This window comes from Streptomyces sp. NPDC002793 (assembly GCF_040295485.1).
GTDB lineage: Bacteria > Actinomycetota > Actinomycetes > Streptomycetales > Streptomycetaceae > Streptomyces.
This window is the reverse complement of the sequence record NZ_JBEOVL010000019.1, coordinates 105,804-132,042: the sequence shown is the minus strand read 5'-3', so window position 1 is coordinate 132,042 and position 26,239 is coordinate 105,804. Positions and strand designations below refer to the sequence as shown.

The 26,239-nt window shown below is 71.5% G+C and carries 26 protein-coding genes; 12 read left to right on the top strand and 14 right to left on the bottom strand.

The window, feature by feature from the left end; genetic code table 11:
- Positions 1 to 218 precede the first annotated feature (218 nt).
- Positions 219 to 833, bottom strand: a complete 615-nt coding sequence (locus tag ABT001_RS20550; protein WP_351279379.1) for a hypothetical protein — start codon at positions 831 to 833, stop codon at positions 219 to 221.
- A 481-nt stretch (positions 834 to 1,314) separates the two neighbouring features.
- Here ABT001_RS20550 and ABT001_RS20545 point away from each other — a divergent pair, with 481 nt between their 5' ends.
- Together ABT001_RS20545 and ABT001_RS20540 are read left to right on the top strand one after the other, a co-directional pair.
- Entirely contained in the window at positions 1,315 to 2,820 is a 1,506-nt protein-coding gene (locus ABT001_RS20545; RefSeq protein WP_351279376.1) for a glutamate-cysteine ligase family protein, read from the top strand.
- A gap of 90 nt (positions 2,821 to 2,910) precedes the next feature.
- The gene (locus ABT001_RS20540) at positions 2,911 to 3,690 is read left to right on the top strand and encodes a CPBP family intramembrane glutamic endopeptidase (protein WP_351279373.1); all 780 of its coding nucleotides are present in this window, start codon (positions 2,911 to 2,913) and stop codon (positions 3,688 to 3,690) included.
- Positions 3,691 to 3,735: 45 nt separating this feature from the next.
- Here ABT001_RS20540 and ABT001_RS20535 read toward each other — a convergent pair whose 3' ends face one another.
- Positions 3,736 to 4,557, bottom strand: a complete 822-nt coding sequence (locus ABT001_RS20535; protein WP_351279370.1) for a PhzF family phenazine biosynthesis protein — start codon at positions 4,555 to 4,557, stop codon at positions 3,736 to 3,738.
- A gap of 206 nt (positions 4,558 to 4,763) precedes the next feature.
- Between ABT001_RS20535 and ABT001_RS20530 the strand changes: the two genes are divergently transcribed.
- The 4 genes from ABT001_RS20530 (at position 4,764) to ABT001_RS20515 (ending at position 8,322) form a co-directional block, all read left to right on the top strand.
- Positions 4,764 to 5,360 carry a PadR family transcriptional regulator gene (locus tag ABT001_RS20530; protein ID WP_351279367.1) on the top strand — a complete coding sequence of 199 codons (597 nt, stop codon included), beginning with the start codon at positions 4,764 to 4,766 and terminating at the stop codon, positions 5,358 to 5,360.
- 204 nt (positions 5,361 to 5,564) lie between these two features.
- Entirely contained in the window at positions 5,565 to 6,110 is a 546-nt protein-coding gene (locus ABT001_RS20525; protein WP_502967489.1) for a Clp protease N-terminal domain-containing protein, read from the top strand.
- Positions 6,111 to 6,177: 67 nt separating this feature from the next.
- Entirely contained in the window at positions 6,178 to 7,212 is a 1,035-nt protein-coding gene (locus ABT001_RS20520; RefSeq protein WP_351279364.1) for an EamA family transporter, read from the top strand.
- Positions 7,213 to 7,386: 174 nt separating this feature from the next.
- Positions 7,387 to 8,322, top strand: coding sequence for a DMT family transporter (locus ABT001_RS20515; protein WP_502967492.1), 936 nt, complete (start codon positions 7,387 to 7,389; stop codon positions 8,320 to 8,322).
- 25 nt (positions 8,323 to 8,347) lie between these two features.
- On the opposite strand, the gene ABT001_RS20510 is transcribed toward ABT001_RS20515, so the two are convergent.
- Positions 8,348 to 9,037 carry a pyridoxamine 5'-phosphate oxidase family protein gene (locus ABT001_RS20510; RefSeq protein ID WP_502967491.1) on the bottom strand — a complete coding sequence of 230 codons (690 nt, stop codon included), beginning with the start codon at positions 9,035 to 9,037 and terminating at the stop codon, positions 8,348 to 8,350.
- A gap of 35 nt (positions 9,038 to 9,072) precedes the next feature.
- Between ABT001_RS20510 and ABT001_RS20505 the strand changes: the two genes are divergently transcribed.
- Positions 9,073 to 10,404 (top strand): aminotransferase class I/II-fold pyridoxal phosphate-dependent enzyme, encoded by a 1,332-nt coding sequence (locus ABT001_RS20505; protein WP_351279357.1) that lies wholly within the window; start codon positions 9,073 to 9,075, stop codon positions 10,402 to 10,404.
- 88 nt (positions 10,405 to 10,492) lie between these two features.
- On the opposite strand, the gene ABT001_RS20500 is transcribed toward ABT001_RS20505, so the two are convergent.
- The 3 genes from ABT001_RS20500 to ABT001_RS20490 all read right to left on the bottom strand — a co-directional run bounded on the left by ABT001_RS20500 (position 10,493) and on the right by ABT001_RS20490 (position 12,363).
- On the bottom strand, positions 10,493 to 10,963 hold the full coding sequence (locus ABT001_RS20500) for a pyridoxamine 5'-phosphate oxidase family protein (protein ID WP_351279354.1): 471 nt from the start codon (positions 10,961 to 10,963) through the stop codon (positions 10,493 to 10,495).
- 101 nt (positions 10,964 to 11,064) lie between these two features.
- A complete protein-coding gene (locus ABT001_RS20495; protein WP_351279351.1) occupies positions 11,065 to 11,505 on the bottom strand; it encodes a Rieske (2Fe-2S) protein in 441 nt (146 codons plus the stop codon).
- Between the two features lie 144 nt (positions 11,506 to 11,649).
- The gene (locus tag ABT001_RS20490) at positions 11,650 to 12,363 is read right to left on the bottom strand and encodes a GntR family transcriptional regulator (RefSeq protein WP_351279348.1); all 714 of its coding nucleotides are present in this window, start codon (positions 12,361 to 12,363) and stop codon (positions 11,650 to 11,652) included.
- Positions 12,364 to 12,588: 225 nt separating this feature from the next.
- On the opposite strand from ABT001_RS20490, the gene manD reads away from it, so the two are divergent.
- Genes manD through ABT001_RS20470 form a run of 4 tightly spaced genes read left to right on the top strand, consistent with a single transcriptional unit; the run spans position 12,589 to position 17,836 of the window.
- Entirely contained in the window at positions 12,589 to 13,797 is a 1,209-nt protein-coding gene (gene manD / locus ABT001_RS20485; protein WP_351279345.1) for a D-mannonate dehydratase ManD, read from the top strand.
- A 5-nt stretch (positions 13,798 to 13,802) separates the two neighbouring features.
- Complete coding sequence (locus ABT001_RS20480) at positions 13,803 to 15,248, top strand: mannitol dehydrogenase family protein (protein ID WP_351279342.1); 1,446 nt, start codon at positions 13,803 to 13,805, stop codon at positions 15,246 to 15,248.
- A gap of 60 nt (positions 15,249 to 15,308) precedes the next feature.
- Positions 15,309 to 16,703: an MFS transporter gene (locus ABT001_RS20475; RefSeq protein ID WP_351279339.1), complete on the top strand. Its 1,395-nt coding sequence runs from the start codon at positions 15,309 to 15,311 to the stop codon at positions 16,701 to 16,703.
- Positions 16,700 to 17,836, top strand: coding sequence for an L-idonate 5-dehydrogenase (locus ABT001_RS20470; protein WP_351279337.1), 1,137 nt, complete (start codon positions 16,700 to 16,702; stop codon positions 17,834 to 17,836). Before ABT001_RS20475 ends, ABT001_RS20470 begins: the two co-directional genes overlap by 4 nt.
- On the opposite strand, the gene ABT001_RS20465 is transcribed toward ABT001_RS20470, so the two are convergent.
- From ABT001_RS20465 to ABT001_RS20435, 7 genes are all read right to left on the bottom strand, one after another.
- Positions 17,793 to 18,617, bottom strand: a complete 825-nt coding sequence (locus tag ABT001_RS20465; protein WP_351279334.1) for an urease accessory protein UreD — start codon at positions 18,615 to 18,617, stop codon at positions 17,793 to 17,795. The two genes, ABT001_RS20470 and ABT001_RS20465, sit on opposite strands and share 44 nt — an antisense overlap.
- Positions 18,614 to 19,315, bottom strand: a complete 702-nt coding sequence (gene ureG / locus ABT001_RS20460) for an urease accessory protein UreG (protein WP_351279331.1) — start codon at positions 19,313 to 19,315, stop codon at positions 18,614 to 18,616. The genes ABT001_RS20465 and ureG overlap by 4 nt, the downstream gene beginning before the upstream one ends.
- Positions 19,316 to 19,359: 44 nt before the next feature.
- The gene (locus tag ABT001_RS20455) at positions 19,360 to 20,034 is read right to left on the bottom strand and encodes an urease accessory protein UreF (protein ID WP_351279329.1); all 675 of its coding nucleotides are present in this window, start codon (positions 20,032 to 20,034) and stop codon (positions 19,360 to 19,362) included.
- Between the two features lie 60 nt (positions 20,035 to 20,094).
- A complete protein-coding gene (locus ABT001_RS20450; RefSeq protein ID WP_351279418.1) occupies positions 20,095 to 22,059 on the bottom strand; it encodes an urease subunit alpha in 1,965 nt (654 codons plus the stop codon).
- Positions 22,060 to 22,064: 5 nt separating this feature from the next.
- The gene (locus ABT001_RS20445) at positions 22,065 to 22,778 is read right to left on the bottom strand and encodes an urease subunit gamma (protein WP_351279327.1); all 714 of its coding nucleotides are present in this window, start codon (positions 22,776 to 22,778) and stop codon (positions 22,065 to 22,067) included.
- 217 nt (positions 22,779 to 22,995) lie between these two features.
- Positions 22,996 to 23,706, bottom strand: a complete 711-nt coding sequence (locus tag ABT001_RS20440) for a B3/B4 domain-containing protein (protein ID WP_351279325.1) — start codon at positions 23,704 to 23,706, stop codon at positions 22,996 to 22,998.
- 140 nt (positions 23,707 to 23,846) lie between these two features.
- Positions 23,847 to 24,683: an EamA family transporter gene (locus ABT001_RS20435; protein ID WP_351279323.1), complete on the bottom strand. Its 837-nt coding sequence runs from the start codon at positions 24,681 to 24,683 to the stop codon at positions 23,847 to 23,849.
- Between the two features lie 117 nt (positions 24,684 to 24,800).
- On the opposite strand from ABT001_RS20435, the gene ABT001_RS20430 reads away from it, so the two are divergent.
- Entirely contained in the window at positions 24,801 to 25,379 is a 579-nt protein-coding gene (locus ABT001_RS20430; RefSeq protein ID WP_351279322.1) for a helix-turn-helix domain-containing protein, read from the top strand.
- On the opposite strand, the gene ABT001_RS20425 is transcribed toward ABT001_RS20430, so the two are convergent.
- Positions 25,342 to 26,235 carry a helix-turn-helix domain-containing protein gene (locus tag ABT001_RS20425; protein WP_351279319.1) on the bottom strand — a complete coding sequence of 298 codons (894 nt, stop codon included), beginning with the start codon at positions 26,233 to 26,235 and terminating at the stop codon, positions 25,342 to 25,344. The two genes, ABT001_RS20430 and ABT001_RS20425, sit on opposite strands and share 38 nt — an antisense overlap.
- Between the last annotated feature and the right edge of the window lie 4 nt (positions 26,236 to 26,239).

The window sequence follows — 26,239 nt, the reverse complement described above, 5'->3', positions numbered from 1 at the left end:
TCGGTCGGTCCCAGTGTTGCCCTGCGGGCGTCTCCGCGCAGGGATTTCGCGGGAGCCGTTGTTCTCCTCCCGCATCGCGTCACCCGGCCGGACGGTTCGATCCAACTTGACTGTCCGTTCGGATGGTTCGGGGTGACCTGACAGGACTAGTCCGGACGGGAACGGACCCGCCCCCGCCGATGGGACTCGACGGGGGCGGGTACGGGTGCGGAACAGGGTCAGGCGGGCGACCCCAGGAGACCGGGGAGCCCTGGCGCGTCCGGGAGGGGCGCCGGGGTGACGCGCAGAGTCATGACCGGGAGCAGGTCCGCGGCCCGGTGCGGCCGGTGGGCCGTGATCCCCGGGGGCGCGGGTGCCAGGGGCACCAGCACATCGGTCGGTGCGAGGGCGCCGCTGCCCGCGTCCGCCTCGATGTCGTGGTGCAGCCACAGCGTGAACATGTAGAGCTCGGGCACCGACAGCAGACGTGGTTGATAGGGCGTGGCCGTCGACTCCGCCTGCCGTACGGCGAGTTCGGTGGAGGTGATGTAGGGACCCTCGAAGAAGTGCGAGAAGGTCCAGCCGTCGGCGGTGAGCATGGTGTCGGCGGCGGCGACGGCGCGCCCACCGCTTCGGATCAGGAAACGCCAGCCGGCGAGGCGGGTGCGCGGTGCGGCCTCGTTCGGCACGATCCGGTCCAGCACGTGGACGGGAAGCGGGAGTTCGGGGCTCAGCGATCCCTGGACGGACCGGAGAGCGGGTGTGTGGGACTCGCGGACTGCGGTGGGAGAACCGAGTGCCGCGAGAACGCTGCGGAGTGCGGGCGCGGGGGCCGGGAAGACATGCAGCGGCATGGTGGGTCGCCTCTCACTTCGGAGACACGGTGATGCGTGGGCGGGTGCAGACGGCGCTGTCGGCGTGCGGGGCCGGTGACGGGCGGACGGGCCGGTGCGTCAACTCTCTGCCTCGTGCGCAGAGTTTATACGACAAATGTTCACACGATGTTTCGGCTACCCGTTCCACATATTGCACGCAAGGTGGATTTGAGCCTTTGAATTGCGCGGTTTCTGTGGATTCAGGCCACCTCGGGCACCCCTTCGCCAGCTGTTTTCCCGGCGCGGCGGTAGGCTGAAACTCATCGGTGATTCCGTCGTGCTCGTCGATCGCACGCCCTGCATATGCCTCATGCCTTAGGAATGTGCCTCCGGCTTCAGTCATCAGACTACCGGGTGTCCATGTGCCGTGGGGGCGTTACGGATCATCTCGTCGGGGCATTATCGATCGTGATACGAACGGCCTGTGCTTCGGGCCGTCCACTCGAGGAGGGACCTTTCGATGGGTGAGAAGGTCGTGTCGGGTGCCTTTGCCCCGTCCGATCGGCTGGCGTACCGCGAGAAGCTCACCCAGTGCCTGACCGGGCTGGAGAGGCTCCTGTCGGAGCGTAGGTTCGATCGTCCCCGAAATCTCATGGGGCTGGAGATCGAGCTGAATCTCGCGGGTTCGGACGGCATGCCGAGGATGCGGAATGCTGAGGTGCTCCAGCGCATCGCCAGCCGGGACTTCCAGACGGAACTGGGGATGTTCAATCTGGAAGTAAATATTCTTCCTCACCGGTTGAGCGGCCGGGTTTTCGATCAGTTGGCCGAGGAGTTGCGCACGGGGCTGGCATATGCCCACAGGAAGGCCGCGGAGGTGGACGCCGGGATCGTGATGATCGGCATCCTTCCAACCCTCGGACAGGGCGACGTGGTGCCGGCGAACCTGTCGGACGCCGACCGGTACACGCTTCTCAACGATCAAATGGCGGCCGCGCGCGGCGAGGAATTCTCTCTCGATATCGAAGGGGTCGAGCGACTGGTCTCGACCTCCCCCTCGATCGCGCCGGAATCGGCGTGCACGTCGGTCCAATTGCACCTGCAGGTGACCCCGGACCGTTTCGCGGACGTATGGAACGCGGCACAGGCCGTCGCGTCCGTGCAGATCGCCCTCGGGGCGAACTCTCCCTTCCTGTTCGGCAAGGAGCTCTGGCGTGAGTCGAGGCCGCCGCTGTTCCAGCAGGCCACGGACGTGAGGCCGCCCGAACTGCGGAATCAGGGAGTGCGCCCCAGGACCTGGTTCGGGGAGCGCTGGATCAGTTCGGCGTACGAGCTCTTCGAGGAGAACCTTCGGTACTACCCGCCCCTGCTGCCGATCTGCGACGAGGAGGATCCGCTACGGGTCCTGGACGAGGGCGGCGTACCCTCGCTGGCGGAACTCGTCCTGCACAACGGCACGGTCTACCGGTGGAACCGCCCGGTGTACGGGCTGGCCGAGGGCGTACCGCACCTGAGGGTGGAGAACCGGGTCCTGCCCGCCGGCCCCACGGTCGTCGATGTGATCGCCAACGCCGCCTTCTACTACGGTCTGGTGCGCGCGCTCGCCGACGAAACCCGGCCGGTGTGGTCCAAGCTGCCCTTCGGGGCGGCGGCGGAGAACTTCGACGCAGCCTGCCGCCACGGGATCGACGCCGAGCTGCTCTGGCCGCGTCCCGGACGATCCGGCGGTGTGGCGAAGGTGCCCGCCGTCAAGCTCGTCCGGGACGAACTGCTGCCGCTCGCCGCCGCGGGGCTCGACGCCTGGAACATCGAGCCCTCGGACCGCGACCACTACCTCGGCATCATCGAGGAGCGGTGCAGGCTCCGGGTGAACGGCGCCTCCTGGCAGGTGGACACCTACCACCGCGCCCTGGAGGCGGGTCTCGAACGGGAGGGGGCGCTGGCAGCCACCACCCGGCGCTACGGAGAGCTGATGCAGGCCGGGGAGCCGGTGCACACCTGGCCCGTCGGTTTCCCCGCTCCCTGAGGGGCGGGCCGCCCGGGGCCGTCCGGTCTCCGTCGGGCAAGCTATGACGACACATGGCTGACGGCAGGGGCACAGGTGGAGGCGGGGCGCGTGGCTGATTCCAATTCTCACGAGGAGGTGTCCCGACGGACCCTCCGGTCGGAGACGCTGCTCGTACTGGCTCTCTCGCTCGGGGCCAGCGGGGTGTCCGCCCTGATCAGCTTCATCGGGTCGCTGACGAAACCGGGGGGCCTCAAGGACCAGGCGGCGACGCTGAACGGGTCGTACGCCCCCGGGCGTCCGTGGCTGGACCTGTCCTGGCAGCTGTTCGGCATCGCGACGGCCCTGGTACCCGTCGCGCTGGTGGCTCATCTGCTGATGCGGGAACGGGCGGGTCTGCGGACCCTCGGACTCGATCGCACCAGGCCCTGGCCCGATGCGGGCCGCGGCACCCTGGTCGCGGCGGGGATCGGCAGCGCGGGACTGGCGTTCTACCTGGTGGCGCGGGCCGCGGGATTCAACCTGACGGTGGTTCCGGAATCGCTGCCCGATGTCTGGTGGAAGTTTCCGGTACTCATCCTCTCCGCGGTGCAGAACTCGCTCGTGGAGGAAGTCATCGTCGTCGGCTACCTGTTGCGCCGGCTCGGGCAGTTGGGGTGGACGCCGACGGCCGCCCTGGTGGCGAGCTCCGTCCTGCGCGGTTCGTACCACCTCTATCAGGGGATCGGCGGCTTCATAGGGAACGTGGTCATGGGCGTCGTCTTCGTGCTGCTGTACAGGCGCTGGGGGCGGGTCGGTCCGCTCGTCGTCGCGCACGCCCTGCTCGACATCGGAGCCTTCGTCGGCTACGCGCTGCTCGCGGGGAAGGTGGACTGGCTGCCCACCCCGTGAGCAGCCGGCCCTCCGCGGAGGAGTGGCGGTCCGCCCCCGGTGAGCTCAGAGTCCGGTGAGCAGTTCCCCGTCGATCACCGTGACGGCCCTGCCGTTGAGCAGTGTGCGCTCGTCGCGCAGTGAGGTACGGACCGTGCCTGATCGGGCGGACGCCTGGAGGCCGATGAGGTCGCCGCGGCCGAACCTGGCCGACCAGAAGGGCGCCAGGGCTGTGTGAGCGCTGCCGGTCACCGGGTCCTCGTCGATGCCGACCCCGGGGAAGAAGCCACGCGAGACGAAGTCGTACCCGCTCGCCGGGTCCTCGGCAGCCGCCGTGGCGATGACGCCCCGGCGGGAGCAGGCGATGAGCGCGTGGAAGTCCGGTCGCAGGGCGCGTACGGCTGCTTCGTCGGCCAGCTCCACGAGCAGGTCGCCGACGTGCTCACCCGTGTCGTGCACGGAGAGGGGCGAGGCGCCGAGCGCCTCCGTCAGCCCGGGCGGGGCGGGCACGGGTGTCAGCGGGGCGGTCGGGAAGTCCAGGGTAAGGGTGCCGTCGGTGTGGGCGGTGGTGCGCAGGATGCCGGAACGGGTGGCGTAGCGCACCGTGCCGCTCGCGGTCCCGGTGGTGTGCAGGACGTGGGCGGTGGCCAGTGTCGCGTGCCCGCAGAGATCGACCTCGGTGGCGGGAGTGAACCACCGCAGCGCCCAGTCGGCCTCACCGCCCGGGGGCAGTGGGTGGGCGAAGGCGGTTTCCGAGAGGTTGACCTCGGAGGCGACGCGCTGGAGGCGGTCCGTCCCGGGGAAGGCGCCGGAGTCCAGGAGCACGACTCCGGCGGGGTTGCCCGTGAAGGGGCGGTCGGCGAACGCGTCAACGATGCGGATCTTCATGGAGCCGACCGTAGGCGGGGCGGTTCGGCGCGGTCCAAGGCCAATCCAGGATGTGCGGCCTGTTCGCGTCCGGTGGGACGCGGGACGCGGGACGGGATGTGAGCCTTGTCAGGCGACAGCTTCCGATATATCGTTGAGCCATCGCGACCGTTCGGTGAAGTCGCGTCACCACGACACGTCACGGCGACGGAGAGAGGAGCGCGGTCATGCGTTCACATGGAAACGACCACGGATACGGCCCCGGGCGCCGAGGCGCCGGCAGGGGGGACTTCGAAGGCGGCCGCGCCGCGTTCGGGCCGTTCGGGCCGCCCTTCGGCGGCGGCCCTTTCGGTGGCGGACGGGGTCGGGGCGGTGGCCGGGGGAGGGCCAGGCGCGGTGATGTGCGCGCGTCCATCCTCGCGCTGCTCAAGGACCGCTCGATGCACGGTTACGAGATGATCCAGGAGATCGGCGAGCGCAGCGGAGGGGCCTGGAAGCCCAGCCCGGGCTCGGTCTATCCCACCCTCCAACTGCTGGAGGACGAGGGGCTGATCGTCAGCGCCAGTGAGGGCGGGAAGAAGCTGTTCACGCTCACCGACCTGGGTCGCGGCGAGGCCGAGTCCGGCCCCGAGGCTCCCTGGGAGGAGGCGGGGCGCGGCGTCGACTGGGAGGGCGTGAACGAGATCCGGCAGGCCGGCTTCGGTCTGATGGAGGCGTTCGGCCAGGTCTGGAAGACGGGCTCGGCCGATCAGCGGCAGAAGGCGCTCACCGTGATCAACGACGCCCGCAAGAAGCTGTACCTGATCCTCGCCGACGAGCACTGAGCCGTGCGGTATGCGCACCGGAAGGAGGGCCTCCGCCGCGGGGCCCTTCTTCTGTTCGCGGCCCATGCCTCGGAACGGCCCGGACGGTGCGATCTCATCTCATCCGCAAGGATGAGGGCCCTCCCGCGGTCCCCGCCTTTCGCGGGATGGCGGATGGGCCGTGCCGGGGATGTTTCCACTCCGCGGGACTGATGGGGTGGAGATGTGCACATCCGGACATCAGGGATCCCCGAACCGACCCCGCCGAACCACCCGTGGGCCGGTGCCGAGCTGAGCGCCGCCATGACCGGTGTCGTGACCGGTGCGCGACGGCGGGCCGTGCGCGACGGCGACCGGCATGTCGACACGGCTCATCTCCTGCACTCCCTCGTCGAGTCCGACTCCGAGGTGCGGGAGGTCTTCGACGGCGGGCCCCAACTGGCCAAGGTGCTCGGATATCTCGTTCAGCGCAGCATCGGATACGGCCTTCGCTGGCAGGGGACACAAGAGGATTCGGGCGCCTTCCCGGCCGTGCGGGAGCCCGCGGGTGAAGGGTGGTCGCCCGCGGCGGCAGCGGCGCTGGACCGAGCCGCCCGTGGCGCGGTGCTGCGCGGGGAGCTCCACGCCGACGGCCGCGACCTGCTGGCCGCCCTGGTCGCGGACCCGCACTGCCGTGCGGTCGAGGTGCTGGGGCGGGCAGGGGTCGCGGCCGGGCGGCTGGGTGCCCGCGCGGCGGACCGGGCGGCCACGGGTGGCGGCCCGTACGGGTGATCATGAACACGCGGCAGACAGGTGTGACAGTGGTGACGCTGCTGACGACTGCTGCCATGATGTGCCGATGCACGCGTCTCAGGGGAGAAGAGCCGGTCTGGGCCTGGCCCTTGCCTCGGCCTTCGCATTCGGTGGTTCAGGGGTCGCGGCCAAGCCGCTGATCGAGGCGGGACTCGGCCCGCTGCACGTGGTGTGGCTACGGGTGGCAGGAGCTGCCCTCGTCATGCTGCCGGTCGCCTGGCGGCACCGGAAGCTCGTGCGGGAGCGGCCCGTTCTGCTGGCCGGTTTCGGGCTGTTCGCCGTAGCCGGGGTGCAGGCCTTCTACTTCGCCTCGATCTCGCGCATACCGGTCGGGGTCGCCCTGCTGATCGAATATCTGGCGCCCGCGCTCGTCCTCGGCTGGGTGCGCTTCGTGCAGCGGCGCCCCGTCACCCGCGCCGCCGCGGCCGGAGTGGTGCTGGCGGTCGGCGGACTGGCCTGCGTCGTCGAGGTGTGGACCGGTCTGAGCTTCGACGTGATCGGGCTGCTGCTCGCCCTCGGCGCGGCGTGCTGCCAGGTGGGTTACTTCGTCCTGTCCGACCAGGGGGCCGGCCACGGTGACACGGCCGGAGCCGAACCGCCGAACCCCGTGGGCGTGATCGCGTACGGACTGCTGGCCGGCGCGGCCGTGCTGACGGTGGTGGCCAGGCCCTGGGGAATGGACTGGGCGGTTCTCGGCGGGAGCGCGGACATGGCGGGGCGCGAGGTCCCGGCATGGCTCCTGCTCGGCTGGATCGTGCTGCTCGCGACCGTGCTGGCCTATGCCACCGGAGTGGTGTCGGTACGGCTGCTCTCACCCCAGGTCGCTGGTGTCGTCGCCTGCCTCGAGGCGGTCATCGCGACCGTGCTCGCCTGGGTGCTGCTGGGGGAGCACCTCTCCGCGCCGCAGCTCGTGGGCGGCGGAGTGGTGCTGATCGGCGCCTTCATCGCGCAGTCGTCCGCGCCGAGGCCTCCGTCCGGGCCCGTTGCCTCCGGTCCGGCGGGGCCGGCCGGGGGGACGGCGGGAGTGCGCGGGCCGGCCGCCGCCGAGGGTGAGTTGTCCCGGCCTCCGGGCCCGTCGTAGGGTGTCGATCATGTTGCAGACCGTGCTTCCGCCTCCCGCCGCCTAGCGCGAGGCGGCCACTCCGGACGAAGACCGGGCTCGGGTACGTCCCCGGGCGGTTCGTCGCTGCCCGCGCGCGGAGCCCAGCGACCACCCCTTCTTCTGGAGAATCACGTGTCCCACCCTGTCGCAGGCATGCCCGTCGGGCGGAGCCTGGTCTATCTCGTCGTCGCCGGTATTGCCTGGGGTACGGCCGGCGCCGCCGCCTCCCTGCTCTTCCGGATCAGTGATCTCGGGCCCCTGGCCCTGTCGTTCTGGCGCTGTGCCGGCGGTCTCGTCCTGCTGGCCGGGGCGCTCGTGGTGCGTCCGCGCCGCCCGCGTACCGCCGTCGAGCCGCGCCGTCGGCGGCTGCTGCGCGTCCTGGGGACCGGTATCGGTCTCACCGTGTTCCAGAGCGCCTACTTCGCGGCGGTCGAGGCGACCGGACTCGCGGTCGGCACCGTCGTCACGCTGGGCGCGGGGCCCGTCCTCATCGCTGTCGGCGCGCGGCTGATCCTGGGGGAGCGGCTGGGCAGGGGCGGGATCGCCGCCGTGGCCGGTGCGCTCACCGGCCTCGCCGTGCTGGTGCTCGGGGGCGAAGCGGCCGAAGTGCGGCCCGCCGGAGTGCTGCTGGCCCTGCTGTCCGCTGCCGGATACGCGGCGATCACCCTGCTGACCCGGTGGCTCGGCCGGGACGGGGCGGCGGGTGATCCCCTCTCCACCAGCGCGTGGGCCTTCGGTGTCGGCGCGGTGGGACTGCTGCCGATGGCGGCCGTCGAAGGCCTTGTGCCGCACACCGCAGACACGGCTCAGGTGCTGTGGCTGCTCGTCTACGTGGCGGCGGTGCCGACCGCACTCGCCTACGCGCTCTACTTCGCGGGCGCCGCGGCGGTCCGTTCGGCGACCGTGTCCGTCATCATGCTGCTCGAGCCGGTGAGCGCCGCAGTCATCGCCGTGACCGTGCTGCGGGAGCGGCTCACCGCGGCCACGGTCATCGGCACACTGCTCCTGCTCACCGCCGTGATGGGGCTGGCCTACGCCGAGACGCGCGGCGCCGCTGCCGCCCGTCGCCGGGCCACCGTCGCGGCCTGATCCGGATGGGCGGCGGGCGGCCGGGTCAGAGCGCGGTGAGGTAGTCCGGCAGCCGGACGGCGGGGTCCAGGTCGTCGGACGGCACCGGCGCCGCGTACCCGCGCGTCAGAGGGACCACGCCCGCCCAGTACGGCAGCGAGAGGTCCTCCGGGGCGTCGTTCGGTCCGCCGGTACGGATCTTGGCGGAGACCTCGTCGAGATCCAGGCGGATGACCGCGGTCGCGGCGAGTTCCTTCGCGTCCGCCGGCCGGGAGTCCTTCGAGCGGCCCGGTACGACCTGGTCGACGAGGGTGTCGAGTGCGACGCGACGCTCCTCCGGGTCGGTCACCGTCCGCGCGATCCCGTGGACCACCACCGAGCGGTAGTTCATCGAGTGGTGGAAGGCGGAACGGGCCAGCACCAGGCCGTCCACATGGGTCACGGTCAGGCAGACGGCGAGGCCCGGGTCCGCGGCGCCCGTCGCGCGTAGCGGTCGTGAACCGGTCGAGCCGTGCACGTAGAGCCGCTCGCCGACCCGGCCGAAGAGGGTCGGCAGGACGACGGGCGCGCCGTCGCGGATGAAGCCCAAGTGACAGAGGTAGGCGGCGTCGAGTATCGAGTGGACCGTCTCCCGGTCGTACGCGGCGCGGTCTTTGGAACGGCTCGGGACCGTGCGTTCCGTCGGCGTGTAGGCGGCCCCGTGGAGGCCGGTGCTGTCGGGGGTGGCGTCCGGCATTGCGTACTCCATTGCACTAGTGCATAGTATTGTTTGTGCTAGGAGAGTATCGGATCAGCGGGCGGCGCGCATCGGACATTGCCGCGAGCGTGGAGCGCGGTGTCGCCTCGGGTGACCTGGAGCCGGGCCATGTGCTGCCTCCCATGCGGGAGTTGGCGACCCTGCTCGGCGTCAATCCCAACACGGTGGCCGCCGCCTACCGCTCCCTCCGTGAACGTGGAGTGATCGAGACGGCGGGGCGGCGGGGGAGCCGGGTGCGGCCCCGGCCCGCGAGCACGGCGCGCGGCTCGCTCCGGGTGGAAGCTCCACCCGGTGTGCGTGACCTGGGCGACGGCAATCCGGACCCCGCCCTGCTGCCGGAACTCGGCGAGGCGTTGGCGGCGGCCGCGGAGGCGTACGGCAAGGAGCTCGGTCTCTACGGCGACGCGGCCGTGGTCCCCCGGTTCGCGGAGCTCGCACGGGCCGCTCTGGACGCCGACGGCGTGCCGGACGGGCCGGTGGCGGTCACCTCCGGGGCCCTGGACTCGATCGAACGGGTGCTCGCCGCGCACCTCAGGCCCGGCGACGCGGTGGCCGTCGAGGATCCGGGCTGGGGCGCGTTGCTCGATCTCGTTCCGGCGCTCGGGATGCGCGTCGTTCCGGTGGCGCTGGATGAGGAGGGTCCGCTCCCCGGTGACGTGGAGCGGGTGTTGCGGGCAGGGGCCAGGGCCCTGGTGGTCACCGGTCGGGCGCAGAACCCGACCGGTGCGACGGTGGGGAGCCGCAGGGCCGGGGAGCTGCGTTCCCTCCTGGCGGAACACCCCGGCGTACTCCTCATCGAGGACGACCACGGTCACGCCATCGTCGATCTGCCGTTGCACCCCCTGGCGGGGAGCACGGACCGCTGGGCCTTCGTGCGGTCCGTCTCGAAGGCGTACGGACCGGATCTGCGGGTCGCCGTGCTCACGGGGGACGGGCTGACCGTGGACCGGGTGACGGGCCGTCAGCGGCTGGGGCCCGGCTGGGTCAGCGGACTGCTGCAGCGGACCGTGGCACACCTGTGGGAGACGGGTGCCGTCGACACGGTGGCCGTCGCCCGCTCCTACGGGGAACGCCGGGACGCCCTCGTGCGGGCGCTGGGGGAGCGGGGGATCACGTCGTACGGGCGGACGGGGATGAACGTGTGGGTGCCCGTGGGTGACGAGACCGGAGCGGTGGCCAGACTGCTGCACTCCGGCTGGGCGGTGGCCCCCGGGGCCCGGTTCAGGATGGCCTCGCCGCAGGGGCTTCGGCTGACCGTCTCGTCGCTGTCCGCCGCCGACATCGAGCCCTTGGCCGACGCGGTCGCGGCCGCGGCGCCGCCCGCGACTCCGGTCAGTTACGGCTGAGTGCGGCGCCGGGAGCCCTGGACGCGCCGGTCCCGGCGGATCCCGGCTCGCCGTCCCGTACCTCGGGGTGGCCGACGGCGAGCCGGAATCACTCCGGACCGGGCAGCTTCCTGAAGTCCCAGGACCGGACGGCCCGCGGGGTGAGGCGGAGCCAGCCGTGCCGCTCATCGTGCGGCAGGGAGTCCAGACCGAAGTACTTCGTCGCGAACGACCGCTCGGGGGCGTTCAGTTCGGGGCAGGGCTCGCCCGTGCGGGGGATCTCACCGACGAAGGAGACCTCGCCGGAGAGCTCCACCCCACGCAGCTCTCCGTACTCCGCACCGTCGTCCACCACCACGGCGATCCGCGGGTCGCGCCGGAGTTGGGCCCAGCGCAGGCTCCGGGTGAGGGAGTAGAGCCAGACAGAGGTGCCGTCCCACACGAACCACAACGCCCCGACATGCGGCATGCCCTCGGCGGAGACCGTGGCGACGCGGCAGGTGCGCTGCCGCGTGAGGTAGGCGTCCCGCTCCGCGTCGGTCATCATGATCCGACGGCCTCGACGCTGGGTGACGGTCACGGGGTGCCCTTTCCGTGGTCCGGGTCCGGGCGGCTCCGGTCGGTTCCGGACATCATGGAGCCTCGTCCGCGATCATGCAACGGTCCGGCCGGGGCGGCTCCTCATGCCAGGGTGATGGAGCCGTTCTCCACCCGGATCCGCTTCTCGGGCAGCGGCTGGGTCGCGGGGCCGCCGGTCGCCTCACCGGTCGTGGCGTCGAACGTGCTGTTGTGGCAGGGGCAGTTGATGACGCCGTCGGTGATCCCCTTCACCGCGCAGCCCTGGTGGGTGCACTTCGAGGAGAACGCCTTGAACGTGCCGGCCGTGGGCTGTGTCACCACGACGCCCTCGTCGGCGAAGACCACTCCGCCGCCCTCCGGGATGTCGGCCGTCTTCGCGAGGGCGGCGCCCCCGCTCTCCCCGGACGGCTCGGCGGTGTCCGGCTCCCCGGCGTCCTGCGAGCCACCGCACGCGGTGAGAGCGGCGGCCGCTCCCACCGCTCCGGCCGCCACGACGACGGTGCGGCGCCCGAAGCGGGCCTGGCTCCTCGGTGATGCGCTCATGTCGGCGTTCCCTTCGACGGAGTGACGAGACCTCAGCAGTGGATACGCGCCCGTGGCCCCGCGCGTTCAGCGACGCCCGGCCAGGATAACGACCGGACGGGAGCGCGCCCTGCCTCCGTGGACCGCGCGGGGGCGCGGGAGCGCTCATTCCCAGACAACGACGCTGCGCCGTACCGGCACGGTGGAGGGGCCGGTGGAGAACAGTTCGGGGGAGTGGGCGCGGATGCGTTCGATGTCGTCGAAGACCGCTCGCAGGTGGTCACGCATGCGGGCGTGGGCCAGCGGAACGTGGCCGTCGATGACGGCTTCGAGGATCTCCCGGTGCTGCGAGGTGAAGACGGCCGGCGAGACGTTCTCGTGCAGGCCGAGGCGTCGGGCCCTGTCCAGGTGTCCCTTCGCCGCGGCGACCGTGGTCCATACGTCGCCGTGACCGCTCAGGCGCATCAGTCCGTGGTGGAACGCCTCGTCCAGTGCGAAGAACTCCTCCAGCCCCAGCTCTGGACGCTGCTGCCGTCCGAGATTGTCCCGGAGCTCGTCGACGACGGCCGGGTCCAGTCGCGTCGGCAGGCTGTCCAGGGATGCGAGCTCCACGGCCTCCCGCAGGAACTGCGCGTCGGCGACCTGTGCCGGGTCCACGCGGGAGACGAACGATCCGACCTTCGGGAAGACCTGCACCAGGCCCTCCTGGGCCAGCAGGATCAGGCTCTCCCGCACCGGGGTGCGGCTCACCCCGAGAGCGGTGGCGAGCTCGTTCTCCGACAGGGCGGCACCGGGGGGGAGCTCCAGGGTCAGCACCATCTGACGCAGCTTCAGATAGATGCTGTGTCTGCTGGTCCGACGCTCGTTCGCTTGAGCCATGTGCCCATCCTACGTACCGGTCGCAGCGGACCCGACCAGCGGCCGGGAGCGGTGGGGGCGCGGAACGGCCGGTGGTGAAAGCGCTGGACAACGGTGCCAGGACTCTTGCCGGGCTGCGCGACAAGTGCTTGTATACAAGCTCTGCACGACAGCCGTGCCCGACTGGTCGGGACCGATCGGGCCCCGGCCCGGCCTCCCGCCCGTCCGCCACCGCAAGGAGACCCCGTGAGCAAGATCGAACGCGTCGACGTGTTCGTCGCCTCCCCCGGGCGTACGTTCGTCACGTTGCGCATCACCACCACGGACGGAGTGACCGGCCTCGGCGACGCCACCCTCAACGGCAGGGAGCTCGCCGTGGCGAGCTACCTGCGTGACCATGTGGCGCCGCTCCTGATCGGCAAGGATCCCGCTCGCATCGAGGACATGTGGCAGTACCTGTACAAGGGCGCGTACTGGCGCCGGGGGCCCGTGACCATGACGGCCGTCTCCGCCGTCGACACCGCGTTGTGGGACATCAAGGGCAAGACGGCCGGGCTCCCCGTCTACCAGCTCCTCGGCGGGCGTTCCAGGGACGGTGTGCTGGTCTACTCGCACGCCAGCGGCACCGATGTCCCCTCACTGCTCGACGACGTCCAGCGGTACCTGGAGCTGGGCTACCGCGCCGTCCGGGCCCAGGCCGCGGTGCCCGACGTGGGCGGCACCTACGGCGTCCGCAAGGGAAAGGTCTACGAGCCGGCCGCGACCGAGCTGCCGGACGAACAGCCGTGGGACACGGAGGCGTACCTCGGCTTCGCGCCCACCTACCTGGAGGCGGTGCGTGAGCGCTTCGGCTTCGGCTTCCACCTCCTGCACGACGTCCACCACCGTCTGAGCCCGATCGAGGCGGCACGCTTCGGCAAGAGCGTCGAGGCCTGCCGACTCTTCTGGATGGAGGATCCGACCCCGGCCGAGAACCAGGAGTCCTTCCGGCTGATCCGCGAGCACACGACCACGCCGATCGCGGTCGGTGAGGTCATGAACTCCATCTGGGACGTCCAGCACCTCATCACCGGGCAGCTCATCGACTACGTACGCACCACGGTCGCCCACGCGGGCGGCATCACCCACCTGCGACGGATCTTCGACCTCGCGGCGCTCTACCAGGTGCGCACCGGTTCCCACGGTGCGACCGACCTCTCCCCGGTCAGCATGGCCGCCGCCGTGCACCTCGACGTGACCGTGCCGAACTTCGGCATCCAGGAGTACATGGGCCACCCCGAGGAGGCCGCGGAGGTGTTCCGCACCGGCGTCACGTTCGCCGACGGCATGCTGCACCCGTCCGAGGAGCCCGGCCTCGGCGTGGAGTACGACGAGAAGGCCGCCGAGCGGTACCCCTACCGGCGGCGCTACCTACCGGTCGCGCGCCGTCTCGACGGATCGGTGCACGACTGGTGAACGCCGTGAACCTGCCCCCACTGAACCGTTCGGCCCTGTCCCGGATGGCGCCGGAGCTGCGCCCCGCCGTGGACCCCGCCGAACTGCGCCCCCGCATCGTGCACTTCGGTATCGGTGCCTTCCACCGGGCCCATCAGGCGGTGTACACCGAGAACGCCGCCGCCCGCTCCGGCGAACCCTGGGGCATCACCGCCGTCGCCCCCCGCTCCGCGGGAACCGTGCGCGCCCTGCGGGATCAGGACCACCTCTACTCGCTCACCGAACGCCGTCCGGGCGGCGGTGTGTGCCGCGTCGTGGGGGCGGTCGTCGACGCCCTGACGATGGGGCCGGACGCCGAGGCCGTCGACGCCCTGCTCACCGACCCGGAGACCACCGTGGTGAGCCTGACCGTCACGGAGAAGGGCTACTTCCGGTCCCCCTCGACCGGCGGGCTCGACCTCACCGCGCCGCCCGTGGCCGCGGACCTCGCGGCGGGACGGGGCGGACCCCTCACCACGGTGGTGGGGCGGCTGGCCGCGGGGCTCGCCGCCAGGGCCCGGGCCGGAGCACCACCCGTCACCGTCGTGTCCTGCGACAACATGGCGGGCAACGGCGCGGTGCTGGGCCGGGTCGTCGGCGACTTCGTCCGTGCTTCGGCCTGGCCGGACCGCGACGAGATCCTGGACCGGATGGCAGCGACCGTGGCCTTCCCCTCGACCGTCGTGGACCGGATCGTGCCCGCGTCCGGTGAGGCGGACCTGCTGGCGGCCTCCGCCGCGCTCGGCGTGCGCGACGCCGTGCCCGTGGCAGGGGAGCCCTACCGGCAGTGGGTCCTGGAGGACGCGTTCGCCGCTCCACGACCGCCCTGGGAGCGGGACGGCGCCCTGTTCGTGCCGGACGTCACGCCGTACCAGCTCACCAAGTTGCGGCTGCTGAACGGCTCGCACTCGGCGCTCGCCCATCTGGGCCTCTCCGCCGGGTGCGCCACGATCGCCGGCACGATGGCCACGGACTGGGGCGAGACCGTCGTCCGTGCCCTGTGCGCGGAGGTTGCCGCGACCCTCCCCGCCGGGGGCCCCGATCCCGTCGCCTACGCCGACGACCTCGTCGGACGGTTCCGCAATCCCGCGATACGCCACCTGCTGCGGCAGATCGGCTCCGACAGCTCGCTGAAGATCGCGGAACGCTGGCTCCCCGCCCTGCGCGAACTGCGCGGACGGGGGGCGGCCACCCCGGTGCTCGAACTGGCCCTCGGAGCCTGGGTGCACGGCACGCGTCCCGGAGTCGCCGCCCTCACCGACCCGGCCGCCGACGCGCTGGCCGCCTGCTGGTCGGCCCCTGACCGGCCGGTGGAGACGGTACGCGCGCTGCTGAGCCTCCTCGGCGCTGCGGACCTGGCCGGTGACGATGCCCTCACCGCCGCCGTCGCGGACCGACTGCCGGCCCTGCACGCCGGCCGTGTCGAGATCTGAGCCGCCGGCCGTAGGGTTCCGCTCCACACCGCTCTACGTCCCCGAACAACGGAGTTCACGATGAAGGACAGTGCTGTCGCCGCGGAGCAGAAGGGCCCCGCGCACCGCACCACCGGTGACCTGACCCGGGCCGCCGTCTCGGGCTGGCTGGGCACGGCCATGGAGTTCATGGATTTCCAGCTCTACTCGCTGGCCGCAGCGATCGTGTTCAACAAGATCTTCTTTCCTGACGTCAGTCCGGCCATCGGTCTGATCGCGGCGATGGCGACCTACGGAGTGGGATACGTGGCCCGGCTCGCCGGGGCCGTCTACTTCGGACGGATGGGGGACCGGATCGGCCGCAAGCGGGTCCTCTACCTCACCGTCCTGATGATGGGCGCTTCCACCACCCTGATCGGCGCCCTGCCCACCTACGCCACCATCGGAATCCTCGCGCCGATCCTGCTCGTCGCGCTCCGGCTGGTGCAGGGGTTCGGAGCCGGGGCCGAGATCGCCGGGGCGACCGTACTGCTCGTCGAGTACGCACCCGCCCGCCGACGTGGTCTCGTCGCCTCGCTGGTCTCGCTCGGCACCAACTCGGGAACGCTCGCCGCTTCGGGTCTGTGGGCGATCCTGCTCGCCGTACTCACCGAGGAGCAACTGCTGTCCTGGGGCTGGCGGCTGCCGTTCCTGCTCAGCTTCGGGCTGATGTTCTTCGCCGTCTGGCTGCGCCGGGGGCTCAAGGAGAGCCCCGTCTTCGAGGAACGCCCCGATGTGGTGGACGGTGTGGCGCTGGCCCGTGACGAGGTGGAGTCCGTCATCGCCGACACCGACGGCAAGCGGGGCGACGTCCTGGCGGCCGGCATCCGGCAGCGCAAGGGCAAAGCGTTCTTCCTCGCGCTGGGACTGCGCTTCGGCCAGGCGGGCAACTCAGGGCTGATCCAGACCTTCCTCGTCGGCTACATCGCCACCGAGCTCGCCGTCGGCCGGTCCGTCCCGACGGACGCGATCGTGTACGGCTCCCTGCTGGGCTTCGCCACCGTCCCGGTCGTCGGCCTGCTCGGAGACCGCTTCGGACGACGCGTGCTCTATCTCGCACTCAGCCTGCTGACCGTCGTCATCGCCTTCCCCGTGATGTTCCTGATCAGTTCCGGCTCCACACCCGCGGTGATGATCGGCATGGTCCTCGGTCTCAACGTCGGAGTCCTCGGACTGTTCTCGCTGGAGAGCGTGACGATGGCGGAACTCTTCGGCTCCCGGACCCGGTTCACCCAGCTCGCGCTCGCCAAGGAGATCGGCGGAATCCTCGCCACCGCGATCGGCCCCGTACTGGCTGCCACACTCACCGCCCTGACCGGCAGTTGGTGGCCCATCGCCGCGATGCTCGTCATCTACTCGCTCATCACAGCCGCCAGCGCGTTCCTCGCGCCGGAGACCCGCGGACGCGACCTGGTCCGCCTGGAGGACGCCATATGACCGCCGTTGCGGGAGAAGACCGCAAGGGTGCCCCGGCCGCCGACGTGCGGCGTATGAGGGCCGTCGTCGTGCACGGACCGGGCGATCTGCGTGTCGACGAGCGGGCCCGGCCGGTGCCGGGTGCGGGAGAAGTGCTCCTGGCCATGGAGTGGGGCGGGATCTGCGGTTCCGACATCGCCTACTGGAGGTACGGGGCGTCCGGCACGGCGGCGCTCGCGCATCCCCTCGTGCTCGGGCACGAGGTCGCGGGCCGGATCGTCGAACTCGGCCCAGGTGTCACGGAACTCGGTGTCACGGGCCTCGGTGTCACGGGTTCCGGCGAAGGCACACCGGTGACCGTCCATCCGGCCGGGCTCGTCGGCGACGGTGTACTGCCGGAACGGATCGCCGGACGCACCAACCTGTACCCGCGCGTCCGTTACTTCGGCTCGGCGGCCTTCACCCCGCACACCGACGGCGGGTTCAGCGAGTACAGGACGGTCAGGGCGGAGCAGATCCGGCCGCTGCCGGCCGGAGTGAGCACCGAACAAGGGGCCCTGGCAGAGCCTTTGGCCGTCGCCCTGCACGCGGTCGGCCGGGTCCCCGACCTGCGCGGCCGGACGGTCCTGGTCAACGGCGCCGGACCTATCGGCTCCCTCGTCGTGGCCGCCGCGAGGCACCGGGGAGCCGGCACCGTCATCGCCGCGGACCTGTCGGCGCCGGCCCTCGCCGTCGCCCGGGCCCTGGGCGCCGACGAGACCAGAGACCTGGCGCGGGGCGACGTCCTGCCGCAGGACGTGGACGTGGCCTTCGAGGCGTCCGGCGCCCCGGCCGCCCTGGGGCCGGTACTGCGAGCCACGGCCCGGGGCGGCACGCTCGTCCAGGTCGGCAACCTGCCGGGGGCCGCCGCACCCGCGGTCCTCGGGGACCTGGTGACCCGCGAGATCACCTGGATCGGGTCCTACCGTTTCGTCGAGGAGATGGACGACGCCCTGCTCGCCCTGCGGGACGGACTGGACCTCACCCCGCTGATCACCCACCGCTTCCCGCTGGCACGCGCGGAGGAGGCGCTGGCGGTCGCCGCCGACCCCGCCGCCGGCAGCAGCAAGGTCATGCTGCGCCTGTCCGGCGACGTGGGCTCCGGACAGCGTTGAGGAGTTGCCGCAGACGGAGACCGTCGCGGGCCACGGCGGTGACGAGCGCGGCGGGCCCCGGCAGCGGGAAGCGGACGGCCTGGCCGTCCTCGGGAGCGCCGACGAGGAGGTGCACGTCCGGCGGATCCTCCTCGAAGACGGGATCGACGAGCAGGATCTGCCCGGTCGCGCGATACCCGCCGAGGACGGCCGGGCTGTCCCAGCCGGGTGCGTCAGGGCCGTACGCCGCTTCCTGATCGAGGAGTACCTGCCCGCCGCGTCGGACGGTGAGCCTGGTCGTCACCTGGCCGGATGCCTCGCCCGTGCGGCCCAGTACCTGCTCCTCCCGCAGGACGAGCCGTGCGGTGGGGGCGAGATCGACGGTCCACGTCTGGCGCAGATTGCTGCCGGCCGCGCAGATCAACGGTCTGGGCTGCCAACGGAGCTCCGCGTGCTCCTCCACGGTCAGGTGCACGTCGTAGGTGGCGGCGGCCGTGGTGGGGCCCCTGAGGGCGAGGGTCGCGGCGGCGGAGGTGATGTGGAGTTCCGCCCCCTGCCGGGCGGTGGCTTCGATGCGGAGCCGGTCACCGCCGAGCGGGGCGCTCATGGCGCCGACGACGCACACGCGCGCCTCGGCGCCGCGTGCTCGCAGCCGCCGGAGCTCGAAGGGGCCGTCTCCGTCCAGGACGGGCAGGACGGTGGTGCCGCCCCTGGAGACCGCGGTGATGCGGGCCGTCGCCCGCACACCGAGGACCGGTGGGTGCGGCGCGGTCTCCGCCGTGGGGCCGGTGGTGAGGGTCATGAGTGGTCGGCGGTCCAGTCGGTCAGGCGTTCACGGATCCAGTCGGCGACCGGTTTGACGCCTCCCTCCTCCTTGAGGGAGGTGAAGACGACGGGAAGCGTGCCGCGCTGGGCCCCCGCGTCGTGGGCCATGGCAGCGAGGTCGGAGCCGACGTAGGGGGCGAGGTCGGTCTTGTTGACGACGAGGAGATCGGCGGTGGTCACACCGGGGCCGCCCTTACGGGGGATGTCGTCGCCACCGGCCACGTCGATGACGAAGATCTGGCTGTCCACCAGTCCCTTGGAGAAGGTCGCGGTGAGGTTGTCGCCGCCGGACTCCACCAGGATCAGATCGAGGGAACCGACCTCCTCCTCCAGGTCCTCGACGGCTTCGAGGTTGGCGGAGATGTCGTCGCGGATCGCGGTGTGCGGGCAGGCCCCGGTCTCGACCGCCTTGATCCGTTCCGGCGGAAGGACTGCTTCCCGGAGCAGGAAATCGGCGTCCTCACGGGTGTAGATGTCGTTGGTGACCACCGCGACGGACGCTTCGGTGCGGAGCGCCCGGCACAGCGCGGCGACGGTGGCGGTCTTGCCCGAGCCGACCGGTCCGCCGAGTCCGATGCGCAGGGCGCGGTGGCTGCCGTCGGGGCGCAGACGGCGGACGGCACTGTAGGTGTGCCGATGGGGGAACTTCTCGTCGAGGTCGTGGCCGAGGTGCATGTGGCTTCCTTGCGTGAGATCCGGTGCTGTCCCGTGACGGGTGGTCAGGATGCGAAGAGGCGTACCGGCCAGGCGGCGTGTCGTTGTGCGGCGATGTCCAGCAGCGGAGCCGAGGCGGCGGGCAGTACGCCTGTGCCCTCCCCGGTGACGCGCCGGGCCGCCGTCGTGGCCGCTGCCGCGATCCGGTCGAGGTCGGGGGCCAGCCGGGCCAGGACGGCGGTGGCGTCGAACGGGTCGAGGCTCAGTAGCCGGACCGTCGCGGTGGTCGGTCCGCTGACGGCTTCGTACACCGCCGCGTAGGAGGCGTCCAGGGGCGTGAGCCCGGCGGACCGGGCTGCCAGGCCCAGGACCACGGGCTGGTGCGCTCCCTGCGGCCGGGCCGCGGCGAGGGCGTCGAGCGCGGCCGACGGCCAGGCGGCGCGGGCCGCACGCATCATCTGCCGCCCCAGCTTGCGGGAGGTGGTCCGCAGCGCCGGTACCGGGGTGCGGGCGTCCGCGGCCCCGTCCAGGGCCAGCGGATCGTGTCCGCCCGCGGCCGCGGCGGCCAGGGCCGCCGCGACCAGGCCCGCGGTGTGCAGGCGGCCCCTGCAGAAGGCCTCCAGCGAGGCCGCGTCGGTGATGCGGCCCGCCGCCACGGCCGCCTCCGCCCCGCCGGAGTGCGCATGCCCTCCGGCGGGGAACCGGCCGTCGGCCAGGACGAGCAGCGCGGCACAGTTCATCGTTCGTTCCCCTTCTTCCTCTACTCCACGGCTCAGGTCCTGCGGCGGCGAGTTCGTCGGTCAGAAGAGGAAGTAACGCTGTGCCATGGGGAGTTCGCTCACGAACGCGCGGTCGACGATCTGACCGTCGACGAATGTCGTCACGTCCGTCACCTTCGCTCCGCCGATGACGACGTCGTACGTGTCGGGGTCGATACGGACGTCGGGGGTGGCGCTGTTCTCCTTCATGTCGGCCTTGGTGACGGCGCGGGTGTCCTTGATGGCCTTGAACCGCTTGTTCAGCTTGCGACCCTTGCCCACGCCCTTCTTGACGGCCCGTTCGGTGACGAAGTTGTAGGAGAGCGAGCCGGGTGCCAGGCCCGTCGCGCCCCACATGGGACGAGGCAGGACCGGCTGAGGCGTGGGGATGGACGCGTTGGCGTCGCCCACCTGCGCGTACGCGATCTGCCCGCCCTTGATGACCAGGTGCGGTTTGACGCCGAAGAACTTCGGCTCCCACAGCACCAGGTCGGCCAGCTTGCCGGTCTCCACGGACCCGACGACTTCGTCGATACCCTGGGCCAACGCCGGGTTGATGGTGTACTTCGCGACGTAACGGCGGGCGCGCCGGTTGTCGGCGAGCGGCGGCTCGGCCTCCGCCGTCATGTCCACCGGTGATCCGGCCTTCGCCTTGCCACCCTTCGGCTCAGCTGCCGCCGGCTGATCCTCCTCCAGGAAGCCGCGTCGTGCCTTCATGACGTGCGCGGTCTGCCAGGTACGCATGATCATTTCGCCGATCCGGCCCATGGCCTGGGCGTCCGAGGACATGATCGAGATGGCGCCGAGGTCGTGGAGGATGTCCTCGGCGGCCATGGTGGAGGGCCGGATGCGGGAGTCGGCGAAGGCCAGGTCCTCCTCCACCTTCGGGTTGAGGTGGTGGCAGACCATCACCATGTCGAAGTGCTCCTTGACCGTGTTGACGGTCAGGGGGCGGGTGGGGTTGGTGGAGGCGGGCAGCACGTTCGGCTCGCTCACCATCTTGATCATGTCGGGAGCGTGGCCACCTCCGGCCCCTTCGACGTGAAAGACGTGGATGGAGCGGCCGTCGACGGCGGCGATGGTGTCCTGGACGAAACCTGCCTCGTTCAGCGAGTCGGCATGGAGCGCGAGCTGGACACCGGTCTCCTCGCAGACCTCCAGACACTTGCGGATGACGGCCGGGGTGGCACCCCAGTCCTCGTGGATCTTGAGTCCGAGGACACCGGCGTCCACCTGGTCGAGCATCGACTCCTTCGACATGGTGGCGCCCTTGCCGAGCAGTCCGATGTTGACCGGGAAGCCGTCCAGTGCCTCGAACATGCGGTCGATGTGCCATGACCCCGGTGTCACCGTGGTGGCCGTGCTGCCGTCCGCCGGGCCGGTGCCGCCTCCGATCAGGGTGGTGACCCCCGCGGCGAGTGCCTCGTCGACCTGGTCGGGGCAGATGAAGTGGACGTGGGTGTCGATACCACCTGCGGTGAGGATCCTGCCCCTGCCCGCGATGACCTCGGTGTCCGGACCGACGACGAAGTCGGTGGGCTCGGGCCCGATGCCGTTGTGCGGGGGTGCTCCCTCGTGCAGCGGGTTCATGGTCTCGGGGTTGTACGCCTTGCCGAGCGCGACGATGATGCCGCCGCGGATGGCCACATCGGCCTTCACGACGCCCCAGTGGTCCAGGACCACGGCGCCGGTGATGACGGTGTCCGGCGGGACAGCCCCCGGGGGGCCGGCGGACGCGTCGGCCTTGCCCCTGCCGGGGTCGCGCGGTACGACGGACTGGCCCATCGACTCACGGAGCACCTTGCCGCCGCCGAAGACCATCTCGTTGCCGCTGCGCCCAGGACCTCCGGACCAGTCGTCCTCGATCTTGATCCGCAGCGCCGTGTCGGCGAGGCGGATGCGGTCGCGGGTCGTCGGGCCGTACCGGTCCGCGTAGGCGGCGCGGGTCAACGGGTCGAAGGCGGTCGGTTCGTCCTGGCAGCAGGAGCAGTCGGGGCACTGGGTCATCGCGTTCACACCCGCTCCTCGTCGAAGGATCCCTTGACCTTGTCGAGCGAGCCCTTGACCTTCTCTGGGAGGCCCTTGACCTTGTCCCGCAGGCCGTGCACCACGCGGTCGCCCTCGATGGGCACGAGCTGCACGACCTCGGTGATGCCGGGCTCGAAGCGTACGGAGCTGCCGGCGGGGACGTTCAGACGCTTGCCCCACGCCTTCCGGCGGACGAACCGCAGCCCGTCGTTGGCTTCGGCGAAGTGGTAGTGGGAACCGACCTGGACGGGGCGGTCGGTGGGATTGCCGACCTCCAGCTCGGTGACCTCGTCCTGTTGTCTGTTGCGCTCGTTGAAGACGACCACGCGGTCCTCCTTCCGCGTGGAGAAGTCCACCTTGCCCGGACTCACGAGGGGTTCGTCGTCCTCGCCCGTCTCGGGGAAGGGGCCGTGGACGGTGACCAGCTTCGTGCCGTCGGGGAACGTCGCCTCGACCTGCACGTTCTCGATCATCTCGGGGACGCCTTCCATGACTTCCTCGCGGGACAGCACCTTCCGCCCCGAGGACATGAGGTCGGCGACGGTCCTGCCGTCCCTGGCGCCCTCGAGGACGTGCACGATCAACAACGCCATCGTCTCGGGGTAGTTCAGCCGGACTCCGCGTGCCCGCCGCTTCTCCGCGACGTCGGCCGCCACATGGATCATCAGGCGTTCCTGTTCGTGCGGTGTCAGATGCACAGCCACTTCCCTGCGTTCGCTCCTGTCCAGGACGTCTGTCGCTGGAGTCGCGTGCTGGGGACGTGGGCGTGCGCGGCTCCGTCTTCGGCCGCCCGGCCCCAACCCGACGTACGACATCTTGATCACGACGGGGAGTGGCCCCGGGGTATAACGGCGACAGGGCACCCGGATGAGTGATTTCACGGGCTGCGGCGACGAGGGGCCCGGGGGCCGGCAGTCAGACGGTGACCGGCGGGCGGCCCGGGCCCAGGTGGTGGACGGCGGTCTGCTCGGCGTGAGCTCCGAGCAGTCCCCGCAGCTCCAGTGCCGCGTCTTCGAGGAGCCGGCCGTCACGGGTGGCGTGGAGGGTCTCGAGGGCGAAGACGATGCGGGTGGAGTCCTCGGTGACGCGTGTGCGGTGGGCGTCGCGGTGGTTCCAGTGGCGGGTCAGGACGCCGGCGGTGTCCGCGTAGACGATCTCGCCCGGCCCGGGGTGCTCGACGGTGCCGGGTTCGCCGAGCGGGGTGAACTCCTCGCTGCCGTCCGCGTACCGGATGCCGACGTCCCCCGCGACACGATCGAGGTCGAAGGCCCCGGCCGGCAGGCCGTGGCGGACGGAGACGGCGTTGTACGAGTCGACGGCCGGATTGATGCGCGGCAGGGCCCCCTTCTTCGCGAGGCGGCGGCCGAGCGCGTCGACACTGGGACGGACGCGGCGCGGGTTGGTGCCGAACGAGCGGTAGGCGGTGTGCCAGGCCTCGATCCGCGGGTCGGTCTCGTCCGCCGGCTGCCAGGTGCCGTCGGCGAGTTGCCGCTCCAGCTCCTGGAGCGCGGTGGTGGTGCCGGGCCACGGCTCGCGGCCACGGAGGCCGGTGGCGGTGACCAGGGCGATGAGGGTGTCGGGGAATGCCTCGGCGACGGCGGGGGCGAGACGGAAGGTGGTGGTCATGTGCGGAGGACTCCTTCTCCGGGTGGGGGTGCGGGCTTGTGGGCCGGGGCTTCCGGACGCGCAGGGGCCAGGAGGTCCTGGACGAGACCGGCGCCGACGGCTTCCCCCCTTTCGAGCGGCCGACGGGCCGGACCACGGACTCAGGCCAGAGCGAGCAGGCTGACGGCGACGGCGGCGGTGCCGAGCCCGACCAGCTGGCCGCGGTGGACGCGTTCGCCCAGCACGCTGCGCGCCAGCAGCACGGTGCCCGCCGGATAGAGGGCGGTGATCACGGCGACGACGGCGAGGTCGCCGCTGCGGGCGGCCATGAGGAACAGCAGATTCGCCACCGAGTCCAGCACACCCGCGGCGGCCGACACCGCGTACGCGGGCCGCTCGGATCCCAGCTTCCGGTACATGAGCCCCGCCGCGGCCAGGGTGACGGCCGAGGAGACCGCCCGCCCCACGATCAACGGGGCCACGCCGCTGTCGGACGGCGCCTGATGCAGGAAGACCAGCTGGAGCGCGATCGCGGCGCCGGCGCCGAGGGCCAGCAGCAGAGCGGCGCGCGAAGGCCGCGCCTTCCCCGCGCCGTGACCGGCGCTGACCATCACCACCGCGGCCAGGGCGAGCGGCAGCCCCATCAGTCCGACGAGGCCCAGGTGCTCTCCCTGCAGCAGACCCACCCCGACCGGAAGCACGGCGGACACCAGCGCGGTCACGGGCGAGAGCACGTTCATCGGTCCGATCGCCAGGGTGCGGTAGAGCAGGGCGAAGGCGGCGGCCGAGGCGATGCCGGACGCTGCGCCCCAGCCGACGGCGCCGGCGTCGAACGAGGCGCCGAGTACCGGCCACAGCATCAGTTCGACCGCGAGTGAGGCCGGGGCCGCGATCATCACGGTGCGCAGCACATGGGCCCTGCGGGCGCCGAGGCCGCCGAGGAAGTCGGCGCAGCCGTAGGCGAGGGAGCTGCCCAGGGCCAGCAGCAGAGCGATCACGGCACATCCTTTAGTATTCGGTGGAACGACTGAAACGTACAACGAACCGACCGGGCTCTGTCAACCGAACGACCGCAGGGTGCATTCCAGTGGTCCATCGATGAGGATGGTGAGCAGATGGATGAGACGGACGCGGCCCTGCGGACCCTCGCGCGCAACGTCAGGGCGGCCCGCACCCGGGCCGGGCTGTCCCTGGACGAACTGGGCAGACGCGCCAAGGTCAGCAAGGGTGCTCTGGTCGTCCTGGAGAAGGCACAGGGAAACCCGAACTTCGCGACCCTCGTCCGGCTCGCCGACACGCTGGGCGTATCCGTGTCAGCCCTCCTGGAAGGCCGGGCGGAGGGCCGTGTGAGAGTCGTGTCCGGCGACGCGGTGACGCCGCTGTGGACCGGCGAGCAGGGCAGTGAAGCCCGGCTCATGCTGACGACCTCTGGCCCGGCCCCCACCGAGGTCTGGCGCTGGCGGCTCCAGCCGGGCGAGGAGTACCCCAGCCATCCCCACCAGGCAGGGGTCGTCGAAACCGTCAGCGTCACCTCAGGCCGGATGATCCTCGTCGTCGACGGTGCCGAGCACCCGGTCGACGCGGGAGAGACCGCCGCCTTCGACGGTGACGCCGCCCACACCTACCGCGGAGCCGGCACCGAGCCGTGCCACCTGATCATGACCGTCCACCTGCCTCCGGGGCCCGCTGCCTGAGCGGGTGCCGGGCGGGGGCGCCCAGCAGCGCGCAGGTGCGCGTCCCGTCGGGGTCGTCACGCAGCGAGTAGATCTCGATGCGCTGATCGGGCCGGTCCGCCTGGGCCCAGAGCTGGAAGTCGACGGTGATCTCGCCGGCCCGGGGATGGATCATGCGTTTGGTGCCGGCGACGCATTCGCCCACGCGCCCCGATGCCCACAGGGCGGCGAAAGCGTCGTCACGGACGCACAGCTCGCCGACCATGCGGGTAAGGGCCTCGTCCTCCGGGTACTTCCCGCTGATCAGCCGCAGGTAGGCGACGTAGTCCGCGGCTTCCTGGCTCCAGTCCCGGTACAGGGCGCGGGCCTGGGGGTCGAGGAAGAGGAGGCGGGGCAGGGAGGGCCGGGTGTCCGGGTGGTCGGGGGCGTCGGCGGGCAGGTGCGGGGCGACCAGCGCGTGCCCGGATCCGTTCCAGGCCAGGACGTCGTTGCGCCGGCCGAGGACGACCGCGGGGCGCGCGGCGACGAGAGAGAGCAGGGTCCGTGCGTTCGGGCTGACGCTCTCCGGGGCGGGGTCGGTGCCCGCGGCGGGGGTGCGTCTGGTCCGCGCCAGGTCCAGCAGGTGTTCCGTCTCGGTGACGGACAGCTGCAACGCCCGGGCCAGGGCGAGCAGGACCTCGTCGGAGGCGCGGCGGCTGTGGCCCTGCTCCAGGCGTGTGTAATACGTGACGCTGACCCCGGCCAGCTGTGCGACCTCCTCCCGCCGCAGTCCGGGCACCCGTCGGCGGACGCCGAACCCGTTCATGGGGGTCGCTTCCGGCGGGAGGGCGGCACGCTTGGCCCGGAGGAAAACGGCCAGATCACCGGGATCATTCATATAT

Bases quoted from the DNA above. Each gene is read 5' to 3' on its own strand.
- ABT001_RS20550 (WP_351279379.1), bottom strand. From the start codon at position 833: ATGCCGCTGCATGTCTTCCCGGCCCCCGCGCCCGCACTCCGCAGCGTT.
- ABT001_RS20545 (WP_351279376.1), top strand. From the start codon at position 1,315: ATGGGTGAGAAGGTCGTGTCGGGTGCCTTTGCCCCGTCCGATCGGCTG.
- ABT001_RS20535 (WP_351279370.1), bottom strand. From the start codon at position 4,557: ATGAAGATCCGCATCGTTGACGCGTTCGCCGACCGCCCCTTCACGGGC.
- ABT001_RS20530 (WP_351279367.1), top strand. From the start codon at position 4,764: ATGCGTTCACATGGAAACGACCACGGATACGGCCCCGGGCGCCGAGGC.
- ABT001_RS20520 (WP_351279364.1), top strand. From the start codon at position 6,178: ATGCACGCGTCTCAGGGGAGAAGAGCCGGTCTGGGCCTGGCCCTTGCC.
- ABT001_RS20515 (WP_502967492.1), top strand. From the start codon at position 7,387: ATGCCCGTCGGGCGGAGCCTGGTCTATCTCGTCGTCGCCGGTATTGCC.
- ABT001_RS20510 (WP_502967491.1), bottom strand. From the start codon at position 9,037: ATGCCGGACGCCACCCCCGACAGCACCGGCCTCCACGGGGCCGCCTAC.
- ABT001_RS20495 (WP_351279351.1), bottom strand. From the start codon at position 11,505: ATGAGCGCATCACCGAGGAGCCAGGCCCGCTTCGGGCGCCGCACCGTC.
- ABT001_RS20490 (WP_351279348.1), bottom strand. From the start codon at position 12,363: ATGGCTCAAGCGAACGAGCGTCGGACCAGCAGACACAGCATCTATCTG.
- ABT001_RS20475 (WP_351279339.1), top strand. From the start codon at position 15,309: ATGAAGGACAGTGCTGTCGCCGCGGAGCAGAAGGGCCCCGCGCACCGC.
- ABT001_RS20470 (WP_351279337.1), top strand. From the start codon at position 16,700: ATGACCGCCGTTGCGGGAGAAGACCGCAAGGGTGCCCCGGCCGCCGAC.
- ABT001_RS20465 (WP_351279334.1), bottom strand. From the start codon at position 18,617: ATGACCCTCACCACCGGCCCCACGGCGGAGACCGCGCCGCACCCACCG.
- ureG (WP_351279331.1), bottom strand. From the start codon at position 19,315: ATGCACCTCGGCCACGACCTCGACGAGAAGTTCCCCCATCGGCACACC.
- ABT001_RS20455 (WP_351279329.1), bottom strand. From the start codon at position 20,034: ATGAACTGTGCCGCGCTGCTCGTCCTGGCCGACGGCCGGTTCCCCGCC.
- ABT001_RS20450 (WP_351279418.1), bottom strand. From the start codon at position 22,059: ATGACCCAGTGCCCCGACTGCTCCTGCTGCCAGGACGAACCGACCGCC.
- ABT001_RS20440 (WP_351279325.1), bottom strand. From the start codon at position 23,706: ATGACCACCACCTTCCGTCTCGCCCCCGCCGTCGCCGAGGCATTCCCC.
- ABT001_RS20430 (WP_351279322.1), top strand. From the start codon at position 24,801: ATGGATGAGACGGACGCGGCCCTGCGGACCCTCGCGCGCAACGTCAGG.
- ABT001_RS20425 (WP_351279319.1), bottom strand. From the start codon at position 26,235: ATGAATGATCCCGGTGATCTGGCCGTTTTCCTCCGGGCCAAGCGTGCC.